At 67.4% G+C, this 14,846-nt stretch carries 11 protein-coding genes and 1 pseudogene; 8 read left to right on the top strand and 4 right to left on the bottom strand.

What is annotated here, in order from left to right; all coding sequences use genetic code 11:
• Positions 1-315: 315 nt before the first annotated feature.
• Positions 316-864: a hypothetical protein gene (locus AC5Y2L_RS17370; protein WP_499937021.1), complete on the top strand. Its 549-nt coding sequence runs from the start codon at positions 316-318 to the stop codon at positions 862-864.
• A gap of 132 nt (positions 865-996) precedes the next feature.
• Positions 997-1,353, top strand: a complete 357-nt coding sequence (locus AC5Y2L_RS17375) for a hypothetical protein (RefSeq protein ID WP_499937019.1) — start codon at positions 997-999, stop codon at positions 1,351-1,353.
• A gap of 221 nt (positions 1,354-1,574) precedes the next feature.
• Here AC5Y2L_RS17375 and AC5Y2L_RS17380 read toward each other — a convergent pair whose 3' ends face one another.
• The 3 genes from AC5Y2L_RS17380 to AC5Y2L_RS17390 form a co-directional block, all read right to left on the bottom strand.
• On the bottom strand, positions 1,575-1,814 hold the full coding sequence (locus AC5Y2L_RS17380; protein ID WP_499937017.1) for a helix-turn-helix domain-containing protein: 240 nt from the start codon (positions 1,812-1,814) through the stop codon (positions 1,575-1,577).
• Positions 1,815-1,887: 73 nt separating this feature from the next.
• Complete coding sequence (locus AC5Y2L_RS17385; RefSeq protein WP_499937015.1) at positions 1,888-2,115, bottom strand: hypothetical protein; 228 nt, start codon at positions 2,113-2,115, stop codon at positions 1,888-1,890.
• 69 nt (positions 2,116-2,184) lie between these two features.
• Positions 2,185-3,084: a hypothetical protein gene (locus AC5Y2L_RS17390; protein ID WP_499937013.1), complete on the bottom strand. Its 900-nt coding sequence runs from the start codon at positions 3,082-3,084 to the stop codon at positions 2,185-2,187.
• Between the two features lie 86 nt (positions 3,085-3,170).
• Between AC5Y2L_RS17390 and AC5Y2L_RS17395 the strand changes: the two genes are divergently transcribed.
• From AC5Y2L_RS17395 to AC5Y2L_RS17415, 5 genes and pseudogenes are all read left to right on the top strand, one after another.
• Complete coding sequence (locus tag AC5Y2L_RS17395; RefSeq protein ID WP_499937011.1) at positions 3,171-3,689, top strand: hypothetical protein; 519 nt, start codon at positions 3,171-3,173, stop codon at positions 3,687-3,689.
• 22 nt (positions 3,690-3,711) lie between these two features.
• On the top strand, positions 3,712-4,620 hold the full coding sequence (locus tag AC5Y2L_RS17400) for a phosphoadenosine phosphosulfate reductase domain-containing protein (RefSeq protein ID WP_499937009.1): 909 nt from the start codon (positions 3,712-3,714) through the stop codon (positions 4,618-4,620).
• A gap of 59 nt (positions 4,621-4,679) precedes the next feature.
• Positions 4,680-6,506, top strand: coding sequence for a DNA cytosine methyltransferase (locus AC5Y2L_RS17405; RefSeq protein WP_499937008.1), 1,827 nt, complete (start codon positions 4,680-4,682; stop codon positions 6,504-6,506).
• Positions 6,507-6,754: 248 nt separating this feature from the next.
• A pseudogene (gene nrdH / locus AC5Y2L_RS17410) lies at positions 6,755-6,973 on the top strand (glutaredoxin-like protein NrdH); the annotation flags it as partial.
• Between the two features lie 136 nt (positions 6,974-7,109).
• The gene (locus AC5Y2L_RS17415; RefSeq protein WP_499937006.1) at positions 7,110-7,886 is read left to right on the top strand and encodes a hypothetical protein; all 777 of its coding nucleotides are present in this window, start codon (positions 7,110-7,112) and stop codon (positions 7,884-7,886) included.
• 340 nt (positions 7,887-8,226) lie between these two features.
• Here AC5Y2L_RS17415 and AC5Y2L_RS17420 read toward each other — a convergent pair whose 3' ends face one another.
• Positions 8,227-8,610, bottom strand: a complete 384-nt coding sequence (locus AC5Y2L_RS17420) for a hypothetical protein (RefSeq protein ID WP_499937004.1) — start codon at positions 8,608-8,610, stop codon at positions 8,227-8,229.
• Positions 8,611-8,958: 348 nt separating this feature from the next.
• Between AC5Y2L_RS17420 and mobF the strand changes: the two genes are divergently transcribed.
• Positions 8,959-14,778: a MobF family relaxase gene (gene mobF, locus AC5Y2L_RS17425; RefSeq protein WP_499937002.1), complete on the top strand. Its 5,820-nt coding sequence runs from the start codon at positions 8,959-8,961 to the stop codon at positions 14,776-14,778.
• Positions 14,779-14,846 lie beyond the last annotated feature (68 nt).

Consider the following 14,846-nt stretch of genomic DNA (forward strand, 5'->3'; position numbering starts at 1 on the left):
CCCACCTTACGCCCGCTGGCAGGCGACGGCACCCGCTTGGCGGGCGTTCGTCCGGTAACTGACCCGGCGCACGAGGAGCCGGTAAGGCAACACGGCGCGGGCGGCTGCGTCATCCCGCGCCAGCACGGTCCCGTTCCCCTTGCTCGATGGTGTTTGCCGATAATCGGGCATCGCTTCGGCACGCCGTTGAAAGCGACTGTCCTAACAGCAATTTGGCATCCCGACGCATGTATTAGGGCGGCTATTAGGGTTGCTGACGGCGCCACACTCCGATAGACTGACTACTATAGTCGTCATCCATCGAGGAGGGTTCTTATGTCCAGCAAGCCGAGCGTCAACCCCGCCCAGGCCACCCCGGCCGCGGTCATCACCCACACCCTGGTCCGCGTCCAGGGCGCCCAGGACGGCGATATCACCGTCTTTCACGCCTGCACATCAACCGCTCGGTTAACCATGAGGTGGGGCGGCATTCTCATGACGTTTTGGTCAGCGCAGGCCTCCCAGAGCGTTCTGGAGGCGTTCGCGGCAGCACGTCCGCTGCTGGCCCCGCTGCTGCGACGCATCCCGCCGCCACCGGCGCCCGCCCTCGAGCCGTTCGCGACCCAAACCATCGCCCTGGACTGGACTCGGCGGGCCAGCTACGCCGTCGTTGCCCGCCAAGAACTTGCCCGTGATCGCCGCCGCCAGTTGCGCTGGATCGACATCCACTGCGGTCCGTGCACCTGGCAGATCCTCGACCAGGACGGCTACGCCAGCGCCCTGGAATTACTGCGCCGGGCGCACTCTACGGCCTGCCACGTCTTCTCCGATGGCCCCCAGTTCAGCGCCGACCCCACCCTCGACGATTACCGACCTTCTGGGTAATCCACAGCATGACGGACGCGGGCCGCACTTATCCACAGCGGAGAGTGCGGTCCGCGCTTTGCTGTGTCCAGCCTGTCGATAATGGGCGCACCCACACAGTGGTTCCCGACAGAGAAGGATTGGTCTGCGCTCATGACGACCTGGAGTGTCACCCTTACCCACCGCAGCGGAGTTGAGATCTACAGTGGCACCGCCCTTGCTCCGGGAGCCGCCCGTGTGGCCGCGCGCGCGGCCGCCCGGGAGTGCCATAGGCACCGGGCCGTTGCCCCGGGACGCTGCTACACCCTGCACATCGACGGACAGACGGTGGCGATCATCGCCGCCGGTCTCGACGAATCAGGCGAACCCGCCCACGGCGACGTCGCCCAGCTACTCGACCGCCTCGACACCCCGCCGCTTCCCCCAGCGCTGGAGCCCGCCGCCGTGCTGTCCCGCAATCAGCCGGCGCCGCTGAGTGGCCGGCAATCTGGCCCCAGCGCCGGGGCGTAGGTGACCGACCCGCACGTGCGACAGCACCACGACCGGTGGCCCCCGCGTCGAGCGCACAAGCAAGGCTGATACCCCACCAGCACCTGCCCCGGCCCGAGCGAGTGGCCGTTGCAACACACGCCCGGGGCCGGTTCTGCCCAGCCACCACGCATGCGTCGCGCATACCCTAGGCCCACCTGCCCAGGGTATGCCCTCAGACGCTTCAGGCCGCGACGATGTGCCTAGGCAATCCCCCGCAGCAGCGCAGACGGGCTGGTGTTCAGCGCACGGGCTAGACGGACCAGCACGACGGCAGTGGCCGCTTTGTGGCCATGCTCAACCTGGTTGAGATAGGTGCGATGAATTTGGGCACGCTCGGCGAGGACCGCCTGCGTCAAGCCGGCCTTGGTCCGATGTTCTCTGATCGCCGCGCCAAGACGCCGCTGAATGGCTGTATCGTCAAGTACGCCTTCGTCTTCCACGCGAATCCTTTGCCGCGCCGGCTTTGTGCAGAACTGTCGTCGATAGTCTACAAGACCGTCACTACGGCTGCGCTCAGAACAGGCCCTCACCAGTCGCCTCCTGCCACCACTGCTCAAAGCCCGGACGCTGTTTGTTCCGCGCGCCCGCTGGCGCCGCTACAAACAGGTGGTCCACCGCGTCGCGGGCACGTCCGCGCAGCACATGACGCACCACGCCATCGCTGCCCTGAATCCGTCGGCCCGGCTGTGCGGCCAGTAGCGCGTCCATGTCGGCGCGAGGGCCGGTGGCTGCGACGCGCACCGATCGCGCGGTGATGCCTTTTTTACCTTCCCGCCCGGGTCGCTGCAGCCGGCGAACCTCATAGAGCGCCTACGGCGACTCCTCTACGCGCGCTTCGAACCTGGCGAGCACCTCGTGCAGCCCCGCTTCGGCGACCAGTTCGGCGGCGCCGCTAGCCTCGATCAGCGTTTGGGCCGGATTGAGGCTGCGCGCAACGAATTCCAGAAACAGCGCCTCGGCCCCACGGTCGGGCTCGACCCGGTACCGCTCGATCTGCTGGGCACGCGCCGAGGCGGTGGCCATCGAAAAGGGGCAAAACCCGCACGCCGACTTGGGGATCGTCACCCCGAGGGTGTCCAGGACGTAACGCTGGCAATCCGAGCGTGTCCACCCCCATTCCAGCAGGGGATACCAGCCAGTACGAGTCGCGGTGTTATAGGCGCGGTCTTTGGCTGCGCGCCCGGATTCGTCGGCCTCAAAGCCAATAGCATGCCGGAAGGGATGTCCCTGAGTAATGCGCGCGATCACCGGATCCAGGCAATCGCCTTTGGCGTGCATCGAGCACGCCCTAATCCCGCCGCGCTGCGGCAGCGTTCCCGCCGCGAGCATCTCCTGGCCCAGCGTGTAGTCTCCCTCGGCGAAAATCCGTGTGGGCGCGCGCGAGTCATCAAGAACCACTACCCCATCGCCTGCTCGCGTCGTCCGGCGCTGTGAGCGCGTAACCTGGATGAACCGCACCCCGTGGCGGGCGAACAACGGCAGCACCAGCCGTGAGACCGCCTCGATTGTGGCCGCGAACTCATGGCCAGTCATCGCGGTCACCACGGCCAGCTCCTCAAGATCGAAGTCGCGCGATCCGGGATCGGTCAACCAGCGCACCAGCATCGCGGTGGAGTCCAGGCCCATCCCAAACGACGCGCACACCCGGGGCGCTGCGGCTGCAGTATCGAGCCCAGCCAGGCGCAAAACCGTAGGCGCACAATCACTCACGTCCCAGCCCCCTGATCCTTGTGTTGCCTATAGTCTATATCAGGTGTAGACTATAGACAACATCAACGGGCGGGGAAGGGAACGCGATGGCCACCACCTTGACCACCGAGCAGCGCTGGCTGTTATGGGCAATCGGCGGATGGGAAATGCGCGACTGCCTGCTGGGACCCGCTGGCACCGACCACTTCATGACCTCGATGTCCAGCCGTCACGGATCCAGCGCCCCCCAGGGCGCCCCGACCTGGCTGACCGGCTGGAACACCGCAAGCCGCAAGATCACCGCGCCAAGCCTCGGCCAGACCCGTGTTGTGGTCACCGCCACTCAGATCAACTCCTACGCCCGCCAACTTCCCGCCGACATCCGAGCCGACCTGCAAGCCTGCCGCGACGCCGCTCACGCCGAAATGAACCGCACAGCTGGATGGTGCCACTGCCCCTGGGCACACCAAGCGCCCAACGCCCACAGCGGCCCCTGTCGGCGCTACCACCCCACCGACGGCGAGGACCTCGACCACCACGCCACCACAGCCCGTATCGACGCGCACACCCGCGCGGTATTGCGCCGCGCGCTCGGCATCCACAGCGACCAACTCGCCCTGTTCTGAACCTCGGAAAGGACACCACCCAATGACATCGACCGCCCCCAGCGCCCAGATGCAGCTCGCCTGGGACACCGCGCCCAGCACCCCCCACCATCGGGCCACCATGACCGCCGCCGCGGCTCCCAACCTGTGCGACTACGACCGCATCCTGATCAATTCCAGTGCCGGCAAAGACTCCCAAGCCAGCCTCGATGTCGTCGCCGAAGCCGCCAGCACCGCCGGTGTCAGCGACCGACTCGTCGTCGTGCACGCCGACCTCGGCGACGCTGAATGGGACGGCGTGCCGCAACTGGCCGCCGAACACGCCGCCCACTACGGCCTGCGATTTGAGATCGTCGGGCGCGCCCACCACGGGCAACTCGAAACCATCCTCGACCGCGTCGCCCAACGCGGCAAATGGCCCGACGCGGCGCGCCGCTGGTGCACCAGCGACCACAAACGCGGCCCCATCCGCACCCTGATGACGCGCCTCGTCGCCGAACTGCGCGACTCAGGCCAGGTCGTCGACCGGCCCGCTGCCCTGCTCAACGTCATGGGACTGCGCGCCGAGGAAAGCCCCGCGCGCAGCCGCCGAATCCCCTACGCGCACAATCCCTCAGCCAGCAACGGCCGCCGCCGCGTCGACGACTGGTACCCCATCCACGACTGGCCACTGGCCCGCGTCTGGGATCGCATCAGCGCCGCAGGCACCCGGCCCCACCCCGCATATCAGGCCGGCATGTCCAGGCTGTCCTGCCGATTCTGCGTCCTCGCATCACGCGCTGACCTCATCTGCTCGGCACGCCTGAATCCTGAACTGGCCCAACGCTACGCCGCCGTCGAACAACAAACCGGGCACCGCTTCCGCGGCGACCTAAGCATGGCCGAGGTCATCGCCGCCGCCGCGGGCCACTCCACCGAGCCCGCAGACCAGCTCACCCTGCTGACCATCTAGCCCCGACACCACACCCAGACACGCGACACCGCCCACCCATCCACAAAGGAGCACCCACCATGAACGCCACCCCCACCGCCCCCGAAGGGACCGGCCTCGCCACACCACAACTCGGCCGCGTGCAGGCCCCCGGACTCAGCAGCGAACAGCTCGCCGAAATCCGCGCTGTCGCGTCGGCGGAACCCAGTGCCAGGCGCCCCACCGGACAACCCACCGGCATCACTTATACCGACATCTTCTGCGGATTCGGCGGATCGAGCATCGGCTTGACCAACGCCGGCCTGACTCTGGCCCTGGGCGCAAACCACTGGGACAAAGCGATTTTGACCCATGCGCTCAATTTCCCTCACGCCGATCACCTGATCGCCGACGTCTCCAACTACGACATGCGCCGCCTACCGCGCACCGACGTGCTATGGGCGTCTCCCATCTGCACCGAGTTGTCCCCGGCCGGCGGCCGCCCGCGCCGCCAGGCCCAACTCTCACTGCTCGAGCCCCACGGACACGTCCCCACTGCCGCGCTCGACCGCACCCGCGCCACCTTCTGGGATGTCGTGCGCGCCACCGAAGTCCACCGTTACAAGGTCGTGTGTGTCGAAAACGTCGTCGAAGCCGCCAGCTGGGAACTATTCGACGTATGGCTCTCGGCGATGAACACCCTCGGCTACACCCACCAGTTCGTCTCGGTGTCCTCAGCCCACATCGGGGATGACACCAACCCACATGCCCCGCAATGGCGAGACCGCCTGTACATCTTTTTCACGGCGCTCGGCCTGCCTCACATCGAAATTCGTCCACGTCCGCTGGCCTGGTGCCTCGACTGCGACGAAATCAACCCTGCCGTGCAATCCTGGAAACGTCCGGCCGCCCGCCGCATCGGCAAATACCGCACGCAATACAGCTACCGCTGCCCCAACACCGCGTGCCGCAACCGTATCGTGGAGCCCTTCGTCCGGCCCGCCGCCGCCGCAATCGACTGGAGCGATCTGGGCCAGCGCATCGGTGATCGCCCCAAACCGCTTGCCGCGGCCACGATGCGCCGCATCCGTATCGGGTTGCAGCAGTTCGCCCAGCCCTCCCCCGCCACCACCCACCACGGCGAGGAGCGCAGCGTGCCCACCCCTTCCACCCAGATCGGCAACGCATCGACTGCCCGCTCGTCGTGCTCAACCGCCGCGCCTAGCGCGCCGGCGATGCTCGCCGCAGCAAGCCAACCATCACCACCCACCGAACGACCCCACAGCGTGCCCTGCCCGCCGATGATCGTGCCCGCCGGCGGCTCCTGGAACGAGCACATCACCACCACCGATGACCCCAGGCGCACGCGCATGACCCGCGAGAGCGACGCCTTGTGCACACCACAGCCCTGGATCACCGTGCTGCGCAACCACGCCGACGTCGCACCGCTCACCGACCCACTGGCGGCCGTGGCCACCGGCGGCGGAACCGGCGGCGGACATCAAGCCCTCACCACGCCCCCCGGCGCATTCATCCAAAAGCACCACGGCGGCATCGATTACACCGCGATCGGACACATGACCAAAAGTGTGCGCGAGCCGCTGCCGGGAATCGTCGCACGCCCCAACCTGTCCCTAGTCATCCCCTACCGCAAAGGCTCCGCGAAAACCACCGGCGAGCCCCTGCACACCGTCGCAACCCGCGATTCAGCCGCCCTGCTTGCCGCGCCCGACCCGATCGACATCAGCGAATGCCGCTTCCGGATGCTCACACCGCGCGAACATGGCCGCGCCCAACGATTCTCCGACGACTACCGCGTGATCGGCAACCGCTCCGAGCAGACCATGGGCTTCGGCAACGCCGTCAGCGCCAACGTCGCCCAATGGCTGGGCGCCATCATCGCCCACCTGCTCTCAGACACGTCCTGATCTCCCGTCAATTCCCACAGCGCGCCACGTCGAACGAAACTCAAATTACCCCGCAATTTCTGTTGATCCGACATGAATTACAAACGTTTCCTGCGCTTCCAAATAAATCCGCTGCACAATACCGGACCGGTAGGAAAAAGTCTGTAAACACGCCGTTCAATTGATGGGCAAGTCTAGGAATACGCGCGTTAACGCATTACAATTGAATTGACACCAAATTGCATCCACCAGCCATTCTGGAGGCCACCATGAATATCATTGTGTACACCAAGCCAAATTGCGTCCAGTGCGACGCGACCAAACGTGCACTCATTAAACATGGCATCCCCCACGAACTGATCGACCTCACCGCCGCACCCGACGCCCGCGATCACCTGCGTCACCTGGGGTACCAGCAGGCTCCCGTTGTCGTCGCAGGCACCCAGCACTGGTCGGGCTATCGGCCCGACCGCATCCGCATGGTCGCCAACCATGCAAACGCCGGCGCCGCAGCCGCGGGTGTCGACACGAGTTGGCCCGCCAGCTCGCCGCGGCGGATTCGCGCCGCCGCTCGCGACGCCACGGATCTGCCTGATCCACCCGTTGTCTGAAGGGACCTTCCCCATGAAGACCACCGACCTACGCATCGGCTGCCTCGTTCGCCCCGCCGCCACCGCGGTCGATCACCTCGGCGCGGGCTCTGCGACCCGCTACGGCGGCACCGCGCGCGGCGTTGTCGTAAGCATCCCCGACGAGCGCCACGTCGTCGTGCGCTGGATTGACTACCGCGGGCCGCAATGGGAGACGTATCTGCTGGACGCCTCGCTACTGACCGCGGTCGCCGGCGCAGTCCCCCAAGTGATGCTGGCCGCACCCGCCAGCACGCCGCCCACGCCCGCCTTTGAAATCCGCGAGCACATCCACTACGGCAGCGTTTCGCGAGAGCGCACCACCGGACTGCGGTTTCACACGGTCTGCGAGGCCAATGCGGCATTGCGTGCGATCGCCGCCGCCCACGCACCCTTGAGTTCGAGCTGCGGGCCCGACGTGGCGGGCCCCGTACCCGGCGGCTACCTCGTCAGCGTCCAATGGAGCATGCACACGGCCATCTACCGTCTGCACCGCGCGTGCGCTACCAGCCGGCCGCCGCATCCGAGGTCGGCGCCCGGCCAGCAGGCCGTCCAACATCATCACCACAGGCGAGGATGGCTGTGGCCCAGCAAGGCGTCGTTCACCCGCGTCGCATCCCAGCCCCCTCGCACGGCCTCACGCAACGCCACCGAACGCGCACGCCGCCGCTGGACACCGCCACCGCCGATCGGGCCCGACCGGCCTCCTCCACGTCCCATGCGCGCCATGCGGATCATGTTGTCGCGTTGGCTCCCCGCCACCACGTGCTGATAGCGCGCACCTGCAGGGCTCACCTTCACGCACAGCGGGTTATCGCATTCGTGCAACGCGAACACATCGGCAGGCAACGGCGCGTCCAGCGAGCGGGCCAGTGCGTACCGATTCGCCCGCACGCACAGCCCCACGCCGCCGCGGTAGATGTAGTAGCGGCCGTACCCATCGGCGCCGATCCCGCCGACAAACAAACTGCAGTCCTGCTCGCGCGGCCCCTCGACAACACGCGCGTCAAACCGCCGACACTCCTCGGCATGCACCACCGGGTCCACCCACAGCGACGCGCCAGCTCTGCTCGCCATGCGCGCACGGTAAGCCAGACCACCGACATCCAAGCTCAGCCCTTGCCCAGTACTTGCGGCGCCGCGCCGCTGACACCGGGCGCCGGCGCGTGCCTAAGTAGCGCGCGCAGCTCGCCCACGCTCATCTCGGCCAGCTCGGCAATCGTTTGCAACGATTCACCGCGCTGCTGCAGACGCCCGATCGCGGCCACCGCTTGCGGGCGACGAGATTCGCGCCGCCGCTCCGCCTCGGCGCGAATCTGACCGATACGGTCTGCCTCCCACTGATCAATACCGCCGAGCCTGCGGTGCGCCACCACCAACGTGGCGATGTCCTCCACATTGTCCTGCTCACGACGAACTCGGGCCTCATTGGCCCGGGCCTGGGCTTGCCGTACCCGCCGCCGAGCCAGCCTCTTCGCATTCGTAGTGCCGCCCATGCCCGCACCATAGAACCCGCCGGCCTCGCCTAGCTACCGCCACCGCCAACTTCGCCCAAAACTGCTTCTCGGATCCACGTCAGGCCCTTCACAACGCCTTAAAGCACCGCGCCCACCCCGTTCCCACGCCAAACCCATTCCCCGCTACACCGCCACCCAAAACCACACACCACGCATCCCCGCATCACCAATGAGCCCCGCCCCGCCTATCGCCCCCTGCGCGCGCCCCCTCTCAAGTCCCACACACCTCTTGCATGAAGGTCACGTTTGGATAACGGTCGCCGGACGGCGTTGGATTTGACGGCCGTCAAATTTCTAGCGTCCGCGGCAAGAGGTGATCCGGACGTGATGAGCTTGCACAAGCTGACCGCCGGGGACGGGTATGAATACCTGACCCGGCAGGTCGCGGCCGCCGATTCCACAGACCTAGGACGCACCAGGCTCGCCGACTACTACTCGGCCAAAGGGGAAGCCCCAGGCCGCTGGATGGGCTCAGGATTAGCCTCGCTGTCCGATACCGGCGCACGCCCAATACCACCTCAAGCAGTCCAAAAACTGTGGACCGTCCAGGCGGGCTCGGAGGTGACCGCCGAACAAATGCGGGCACTGTTCGGGGAGGGCAGACACCCCAACGCCGAAGCGATCACCGCCTACATCACCGCCCGCGGAGTTCACGCTCGAGCGGCCCAAGACGCCGCAAAACTGGGCCGCGAGTTCTACATCCGCACCGGGGAAACCGGCTTCACTCGCGCCTTGGCGGTGGCTTACCGCGAGCACAACCAAGCGGCCGGACGTGAGTGGAACGCGCCGATCGACGCGCCGACGCGCGCCGCGCTGCGCACCGCGCTCGCGCGCGACAAATTCGCCGAACAATACGGGCGCGCGCCCGCCGACGACCGCGAGCTATCCGGCTACATCGCGCGCAATACGCGGGCGCGCAGCACCGCAGTAGCCGGCTATGACCTCACGTTCAGCCCGGTCAAATCGGTGTCGGCACTGTGGGCGATCGCCCCCCCGGCGACGATGCGAGCCATCGAAGCAGCCCACGATGCGGCGGTGGCCGACGCGCTGGCCTTCCTTGAGGAGCACGCCGCGTTCACCCGCTCAGGCACCAACGGGGTCGCCCAGCTCAACACCACCGGGCTCATCGGCGCGGCGTTCACCCACCGCGACTCGCGCGCCGGCGACCCCGACCTGCACACCCACGTGGCGATCTCCAATAAAGTCGCCGCCGCAGACGCCGAGGGCGCCACACGCTGGCTCGCACTGGATGGACAACCCCTGCATCGGCTGGTCGTCGCAGCCTCCGAGCTCTACAACACCCGCCTAGAAGCCCACCTAGGGGCGGCATTGGGGCTGCGGTTCGCCGAGCAAGCACCCACTGAACGCGGGAAGCGGCCGGTGCGCGAAATCGTCGGTATGTCCCACGAGTTGATGCGGCGGTGGTCCTCGCGCCGCGCAGCGATCGAGGCACGCACCGCCGAACTGTCCAAGGAGTTTCAGGGCACCCACGGTCGTGAACCGACCGTGGTGGAGATGATTGCGCTCGCCCAACAGGCCACCCTGGAGTCGCGCGACGCCAAACACGCACCACGCTCGCTGGCAGAGCAGCGCCATACCTGGCGCAGCCAAGCCATCGACGTGCTCGGCGGCATCCGCCCATTAACCGCGATGCTCGGCATGGTTCTGTCCAGTCCGGCCGTCCGGGTTGAACCGGCCAGCGCCGAATGGATCGCCGCCCGAGCCGCCGACGTCATCGCCACCATCTCGGCCGCACGCGCCACCTGGCACGCCCACCACGTGCTCGCCGAAGCCCAACGACTGGTGCGCCGCACGGGGCATGCCGCCGACCCCCGGCTGGCCCAGCGCATCACCGACGTCGCCTTATCGGAGCCGCTGTCGCTGCCGCACGCCCGAATCACCGACGCCGACATGGGTGAGCCCACACTGTTGCGGCGCCGCGACGGCGCCAGCGTCTACACCGGACACGGCACCGACACCTACACCAGCGCCGCAATCGTCGCCGCCGAACGCCGCATCCTGGCCGCCGCCCACCAACGCGGCGGACACGCCGTCGCCGATACCGATGTAGAACTGGCCCTGCAGGATTCCGCCGCGCGCGGCAAACCACTCAACCCGGGGCAAATCGCCCTGCTCACCGAAATGGCTACCAGCGGCCGGCGCCTGCAGCTGGCACTGGCCCCGGCCGGCAGCGGCAAAACCACCGCCATGGCTGCCCTCTCCCATGCCTGGCGGTCCTCAGGCGGACAAGTCATCGGGCTAGCCCCCACCGCAGCGGCGGCCATCGAACTCGGCGATGACTTGTCCGCCCCCACCGACACCCTGGCCAAACTGGTCTGGTCCACCACTGTCGACAGCCATGCCGCGTCCACGCAGCCGTGCTGGCTGCACCGCATCGGGCGCGACACGCTGATCATCATCGACGAGGCCGGCAAAGCCGGCACCCTCGAACTCGATCACGCCATCGCCTTCGCGCTCGCACGCGGGGCCTGCGTGCGACTGGTCGGCGACGAGTGCCAACTCGGCTCCATCTCAGCCGGCGGCGTGCTGCGAGACATCGCCGCCGACACCGACGCCCTCACCCTGTCCGAACTGGTCCGTTTCACCTCTCACAGCGAAGCAGCAGCCACGCTCGCCATCCGCGCCGGCGACCCGGCGGGCCTGGCGTACTACATCGACCACCACCGCGTACACGTGGGCTCCGATGACACGGCCGCGGACATGGCCTACACGCGATGGCGCACCGATGTGGCTGCCGGACGCGAGAGCATGCTGCTGGCACCGACCAACCCCGTGGTCAGCGAACTCAACGCCCGCGCCCGCCGCGACCGCATCGCCGATGCAGCCGACCAAACGGTGGGCCGCGAAACAGTGCTGGTCGACGGCCTGGCCGCCAGTGCCGGCGACCGCATCCGCACCCGCGAAAACAACAGATCGCTACGAATTGGGCACACCGACTTCGTCCGTAACGGCTACCAATACACCATTGTCGAAGTCCGCGAAAACGGTGCCTTAAAAGTGCGGCACGACAAGTCCGGACGCACCCTCATATTGCCTCCCGAATATGTCGCACAACACGTAACCCTAGGATATGCGCGCACCATCGATTCGGCACAGGGGCTAACCGCCCAATATTCGTGCCATATTGTCGGCGCCGGTACCTTAACCCGGCAATTACTGTATGTGGCACTCACCCGTGGACGCACCGAAAACCACATTTATCTGTCCACCGCGGAATCCGACCCGCACCGGATCCTCTCACCCAAGGCCACCCACCCCGATACCGCCGTCGACGTCCTGAGCAAAGCACTCGCCCGCGATGGCGCCCAACTCTCGGCCACCAGCGCAGCCAGAGCCACCCAAGACTCCTTCACCCGCCTAGGCCCCGCCGCCGACATGTATTACGACGCCCTGGGAACAGCCGCCGAGCACCGCGCAGGCAAACAGCTGATGGCCGCCATCGGCACCCAGGCCGAAACCATCCACCCCGGCCTCACCCAGATGCCGGCCTGGCCCATCCTGCGCAAACACCTCGCTATCCTGGCCGCCCACGGTGCAGACCCCCTGGCCAAGCTCACCCACGCCGCCACGCAAGGCGAACTGGACACCGCCGCCGACGTCGCCGCCGTCCTGGACTGGCGCCTAGACACCAGCGGACACCACAGCGCCGGCACCGGACCGCTGGACTGGCTACCCGCCATCCCCCAGCCCCTGCGCGCCGACCGCCGATTCGGCCCTTACCTGAAGCGCCGCGCCCATCTCATCACCGAGCTCGCCGAACAAATCCAGATCGCCGTACAAGCCTGGACCCCGGCCACCGCACCCGCCTGGGCGCGCCCGCTCATCGCCACCGATTCCCAGCTGGTGGCCGACATCGCCGTTTTCCGCGCCGCCCACCGTGTCACACCCGACGACACCCGGACCCTAGGACCACCTCAATACGCCGCGCGCTCCAACACGATCCAACAGCTCCTCCAACAGCGCGCCCAGCACGCGATCACCGCACAACACCCGCACACCGAACGATGGAAACAACTCGCCAATTCCATCGACCCACGCATCACGACCGACAGCTATTGGCCGCAGCTGGCCACCCGCCTTGCCGATGCCGCCCGCACCCGAACCGACCTCGCCGCCTTGGTCACCCGCGCCGCCGCGACCCGCCCCCTGCCCGATGAATTACCCGCCGCCGCACTATGGTGGCGGGTTTCCGCAGAACTGACTTCCACCGCCACACTCGAAACCACCCACGCGGGCCTTCGCCCATCCTGGGTCCGCGACCTGCACGCCGTATTCGGCTCAGCGATCGCCCAAACCATCACCAGCGACCCCGCCTGGCCCGCACTCGTGGCCGCGATCGCCGCCGCCGATCCCGCCCGATGGACCCCACGCGACCTGCTCCATCTCGCCGCAGAACACCTCGCCGACGCCGGCACCGACCACACCATCGACGTCTACGACTACGCGCGCCTCATCACCTACACCGTCGACCTGTTCTGCGGCGCCGACCACGGCCTCGACATCCCCGACCCCGAACACCCCCCGATCCACCCCGACGACGAAGAACAGCTCCCTCCAGACCCGCACGACCCCCGAAACCACCCTGAATCATCACACCCAGACCCCCACCCTTTCCTGGCCGACCCCCCCGCCGCGCGCCTGCCAGAAACCCAGCGCCTGCCCTTCGACCACCTAGCGGCAGCGCCCGCCGCGCCGGCGCTCAAACCAGCCCTCGCCGACTTGTACGCGCTGCGCGACCGCTACGGCGCCGCCCAGAACGAACTGGCCGCCCTCGAGAATGCTGTCCGCATCAATAACGGCCCCGCCATGCAAGCCGCCATGGCTGAAATACGCGAACTACGCGCCCGCGCCGACGCCGACCGCCCCTACCTCCGAGCCATCCAAGACGTCGTCGACGCCTGGGCTGATGCCGACCACTGCTACGAGCAGGCACTTCACCAACTCACCTGGGCGCGCAACCAACTCGCGCAACTACGCGCCGACCCGGCCGCCGACCCCCTCGACCTCCAATCAGCGCGCCTTGCGATCCGGCTGGCCGCCATGGCCGTTCCCCAGACCAGTCCAGCCGAGATCTACCAGCAGCACCTGCTCGCGGCTGCCGAAGCCCGCGCCCAAGCCGCAGGCGGTTCCCACCGCGTCGTCAGCGACGCCGACGTCGATGCCCACATCGCCGCCGCTAGCCACAGCGACTGGCAAGCTGTGCGCCGGGCCCGCCACCACCTTGCCCACCTCCGCTCCGAACTCGACAGCGCTGAAGCCCTCACCGCCGCCGCATTCGCCGCCGCCGAAACCCGCACCGCAGAACACCTCGCCGATCAACGCGACCAGCTGGCCACCGAACTACGCATCCTCGAAGTCGCCGGCACCAACCGCCCCGAACACGCACTGGCCATCCCTCAAATAGCCCTCACAAGCCTGCCGCCACAAGCTGCCGCCGCGGTCACCCGGCTAGCCGAACTACCCTTCACCGTCGCCGCCCTCCACGCCCCGCCGAGCAAAGACCGCACCGCGGCCCTGCACACCCTACGCTCCGCCCACACCGCCGCCGGACGAAACGTGCTGTGGTGCACCAGCACTGATGAATATGCCCGCACCGCACTCGACGACGAACTGGCCGACACCGCCACCACCATCACCGACGCGCACACCAAGCTGACCACCGGCCAATGGCAGATGCCCGCCCACACCTTGCTCGTCGTCGACGACGCCGCCACCGCCGATCCCCACATCCTGGCCGATCTTGCCGAAAACGCCGACAAATCCCAGGCACGAATCATCCTCATCGACACCACCACCCGCCCCTGGCCACCCCAGCCCTCCCAGCGGCTTCTACGCCTCCTACAAGCTGAGCTCCCGTGGAGCGCCACCCTAGCCCTGGCCCCCAGCCCTCCAATCCGCCATGCCCACCGCTCCCCCGACCTCGACCCCATCCTCACCCAAGCCCGCCGCCTAAACCCGCAACTACTCGATGATCAACTCCGCCAAACCCTCACCCGCGCAGACCAACTTCGCACCACGCACCGCAACTCATACCAACGCCACCTCACCATCACCTGGACCCGCCACCACCACACCCACGCCCGCAGTCGCGGCCGCGACACCAGCCGGGACTTATCAGACCCGTAAAGCGTGTCCAGCACTCACTTGTGAGTTGTTGACACGCTTTGAGGCGTTTCGGAACCCAATAAGCACAC

The sequence above is a fragment of the Mycobacterium sp. NGS66 genome (assembly GCF_059812225.1).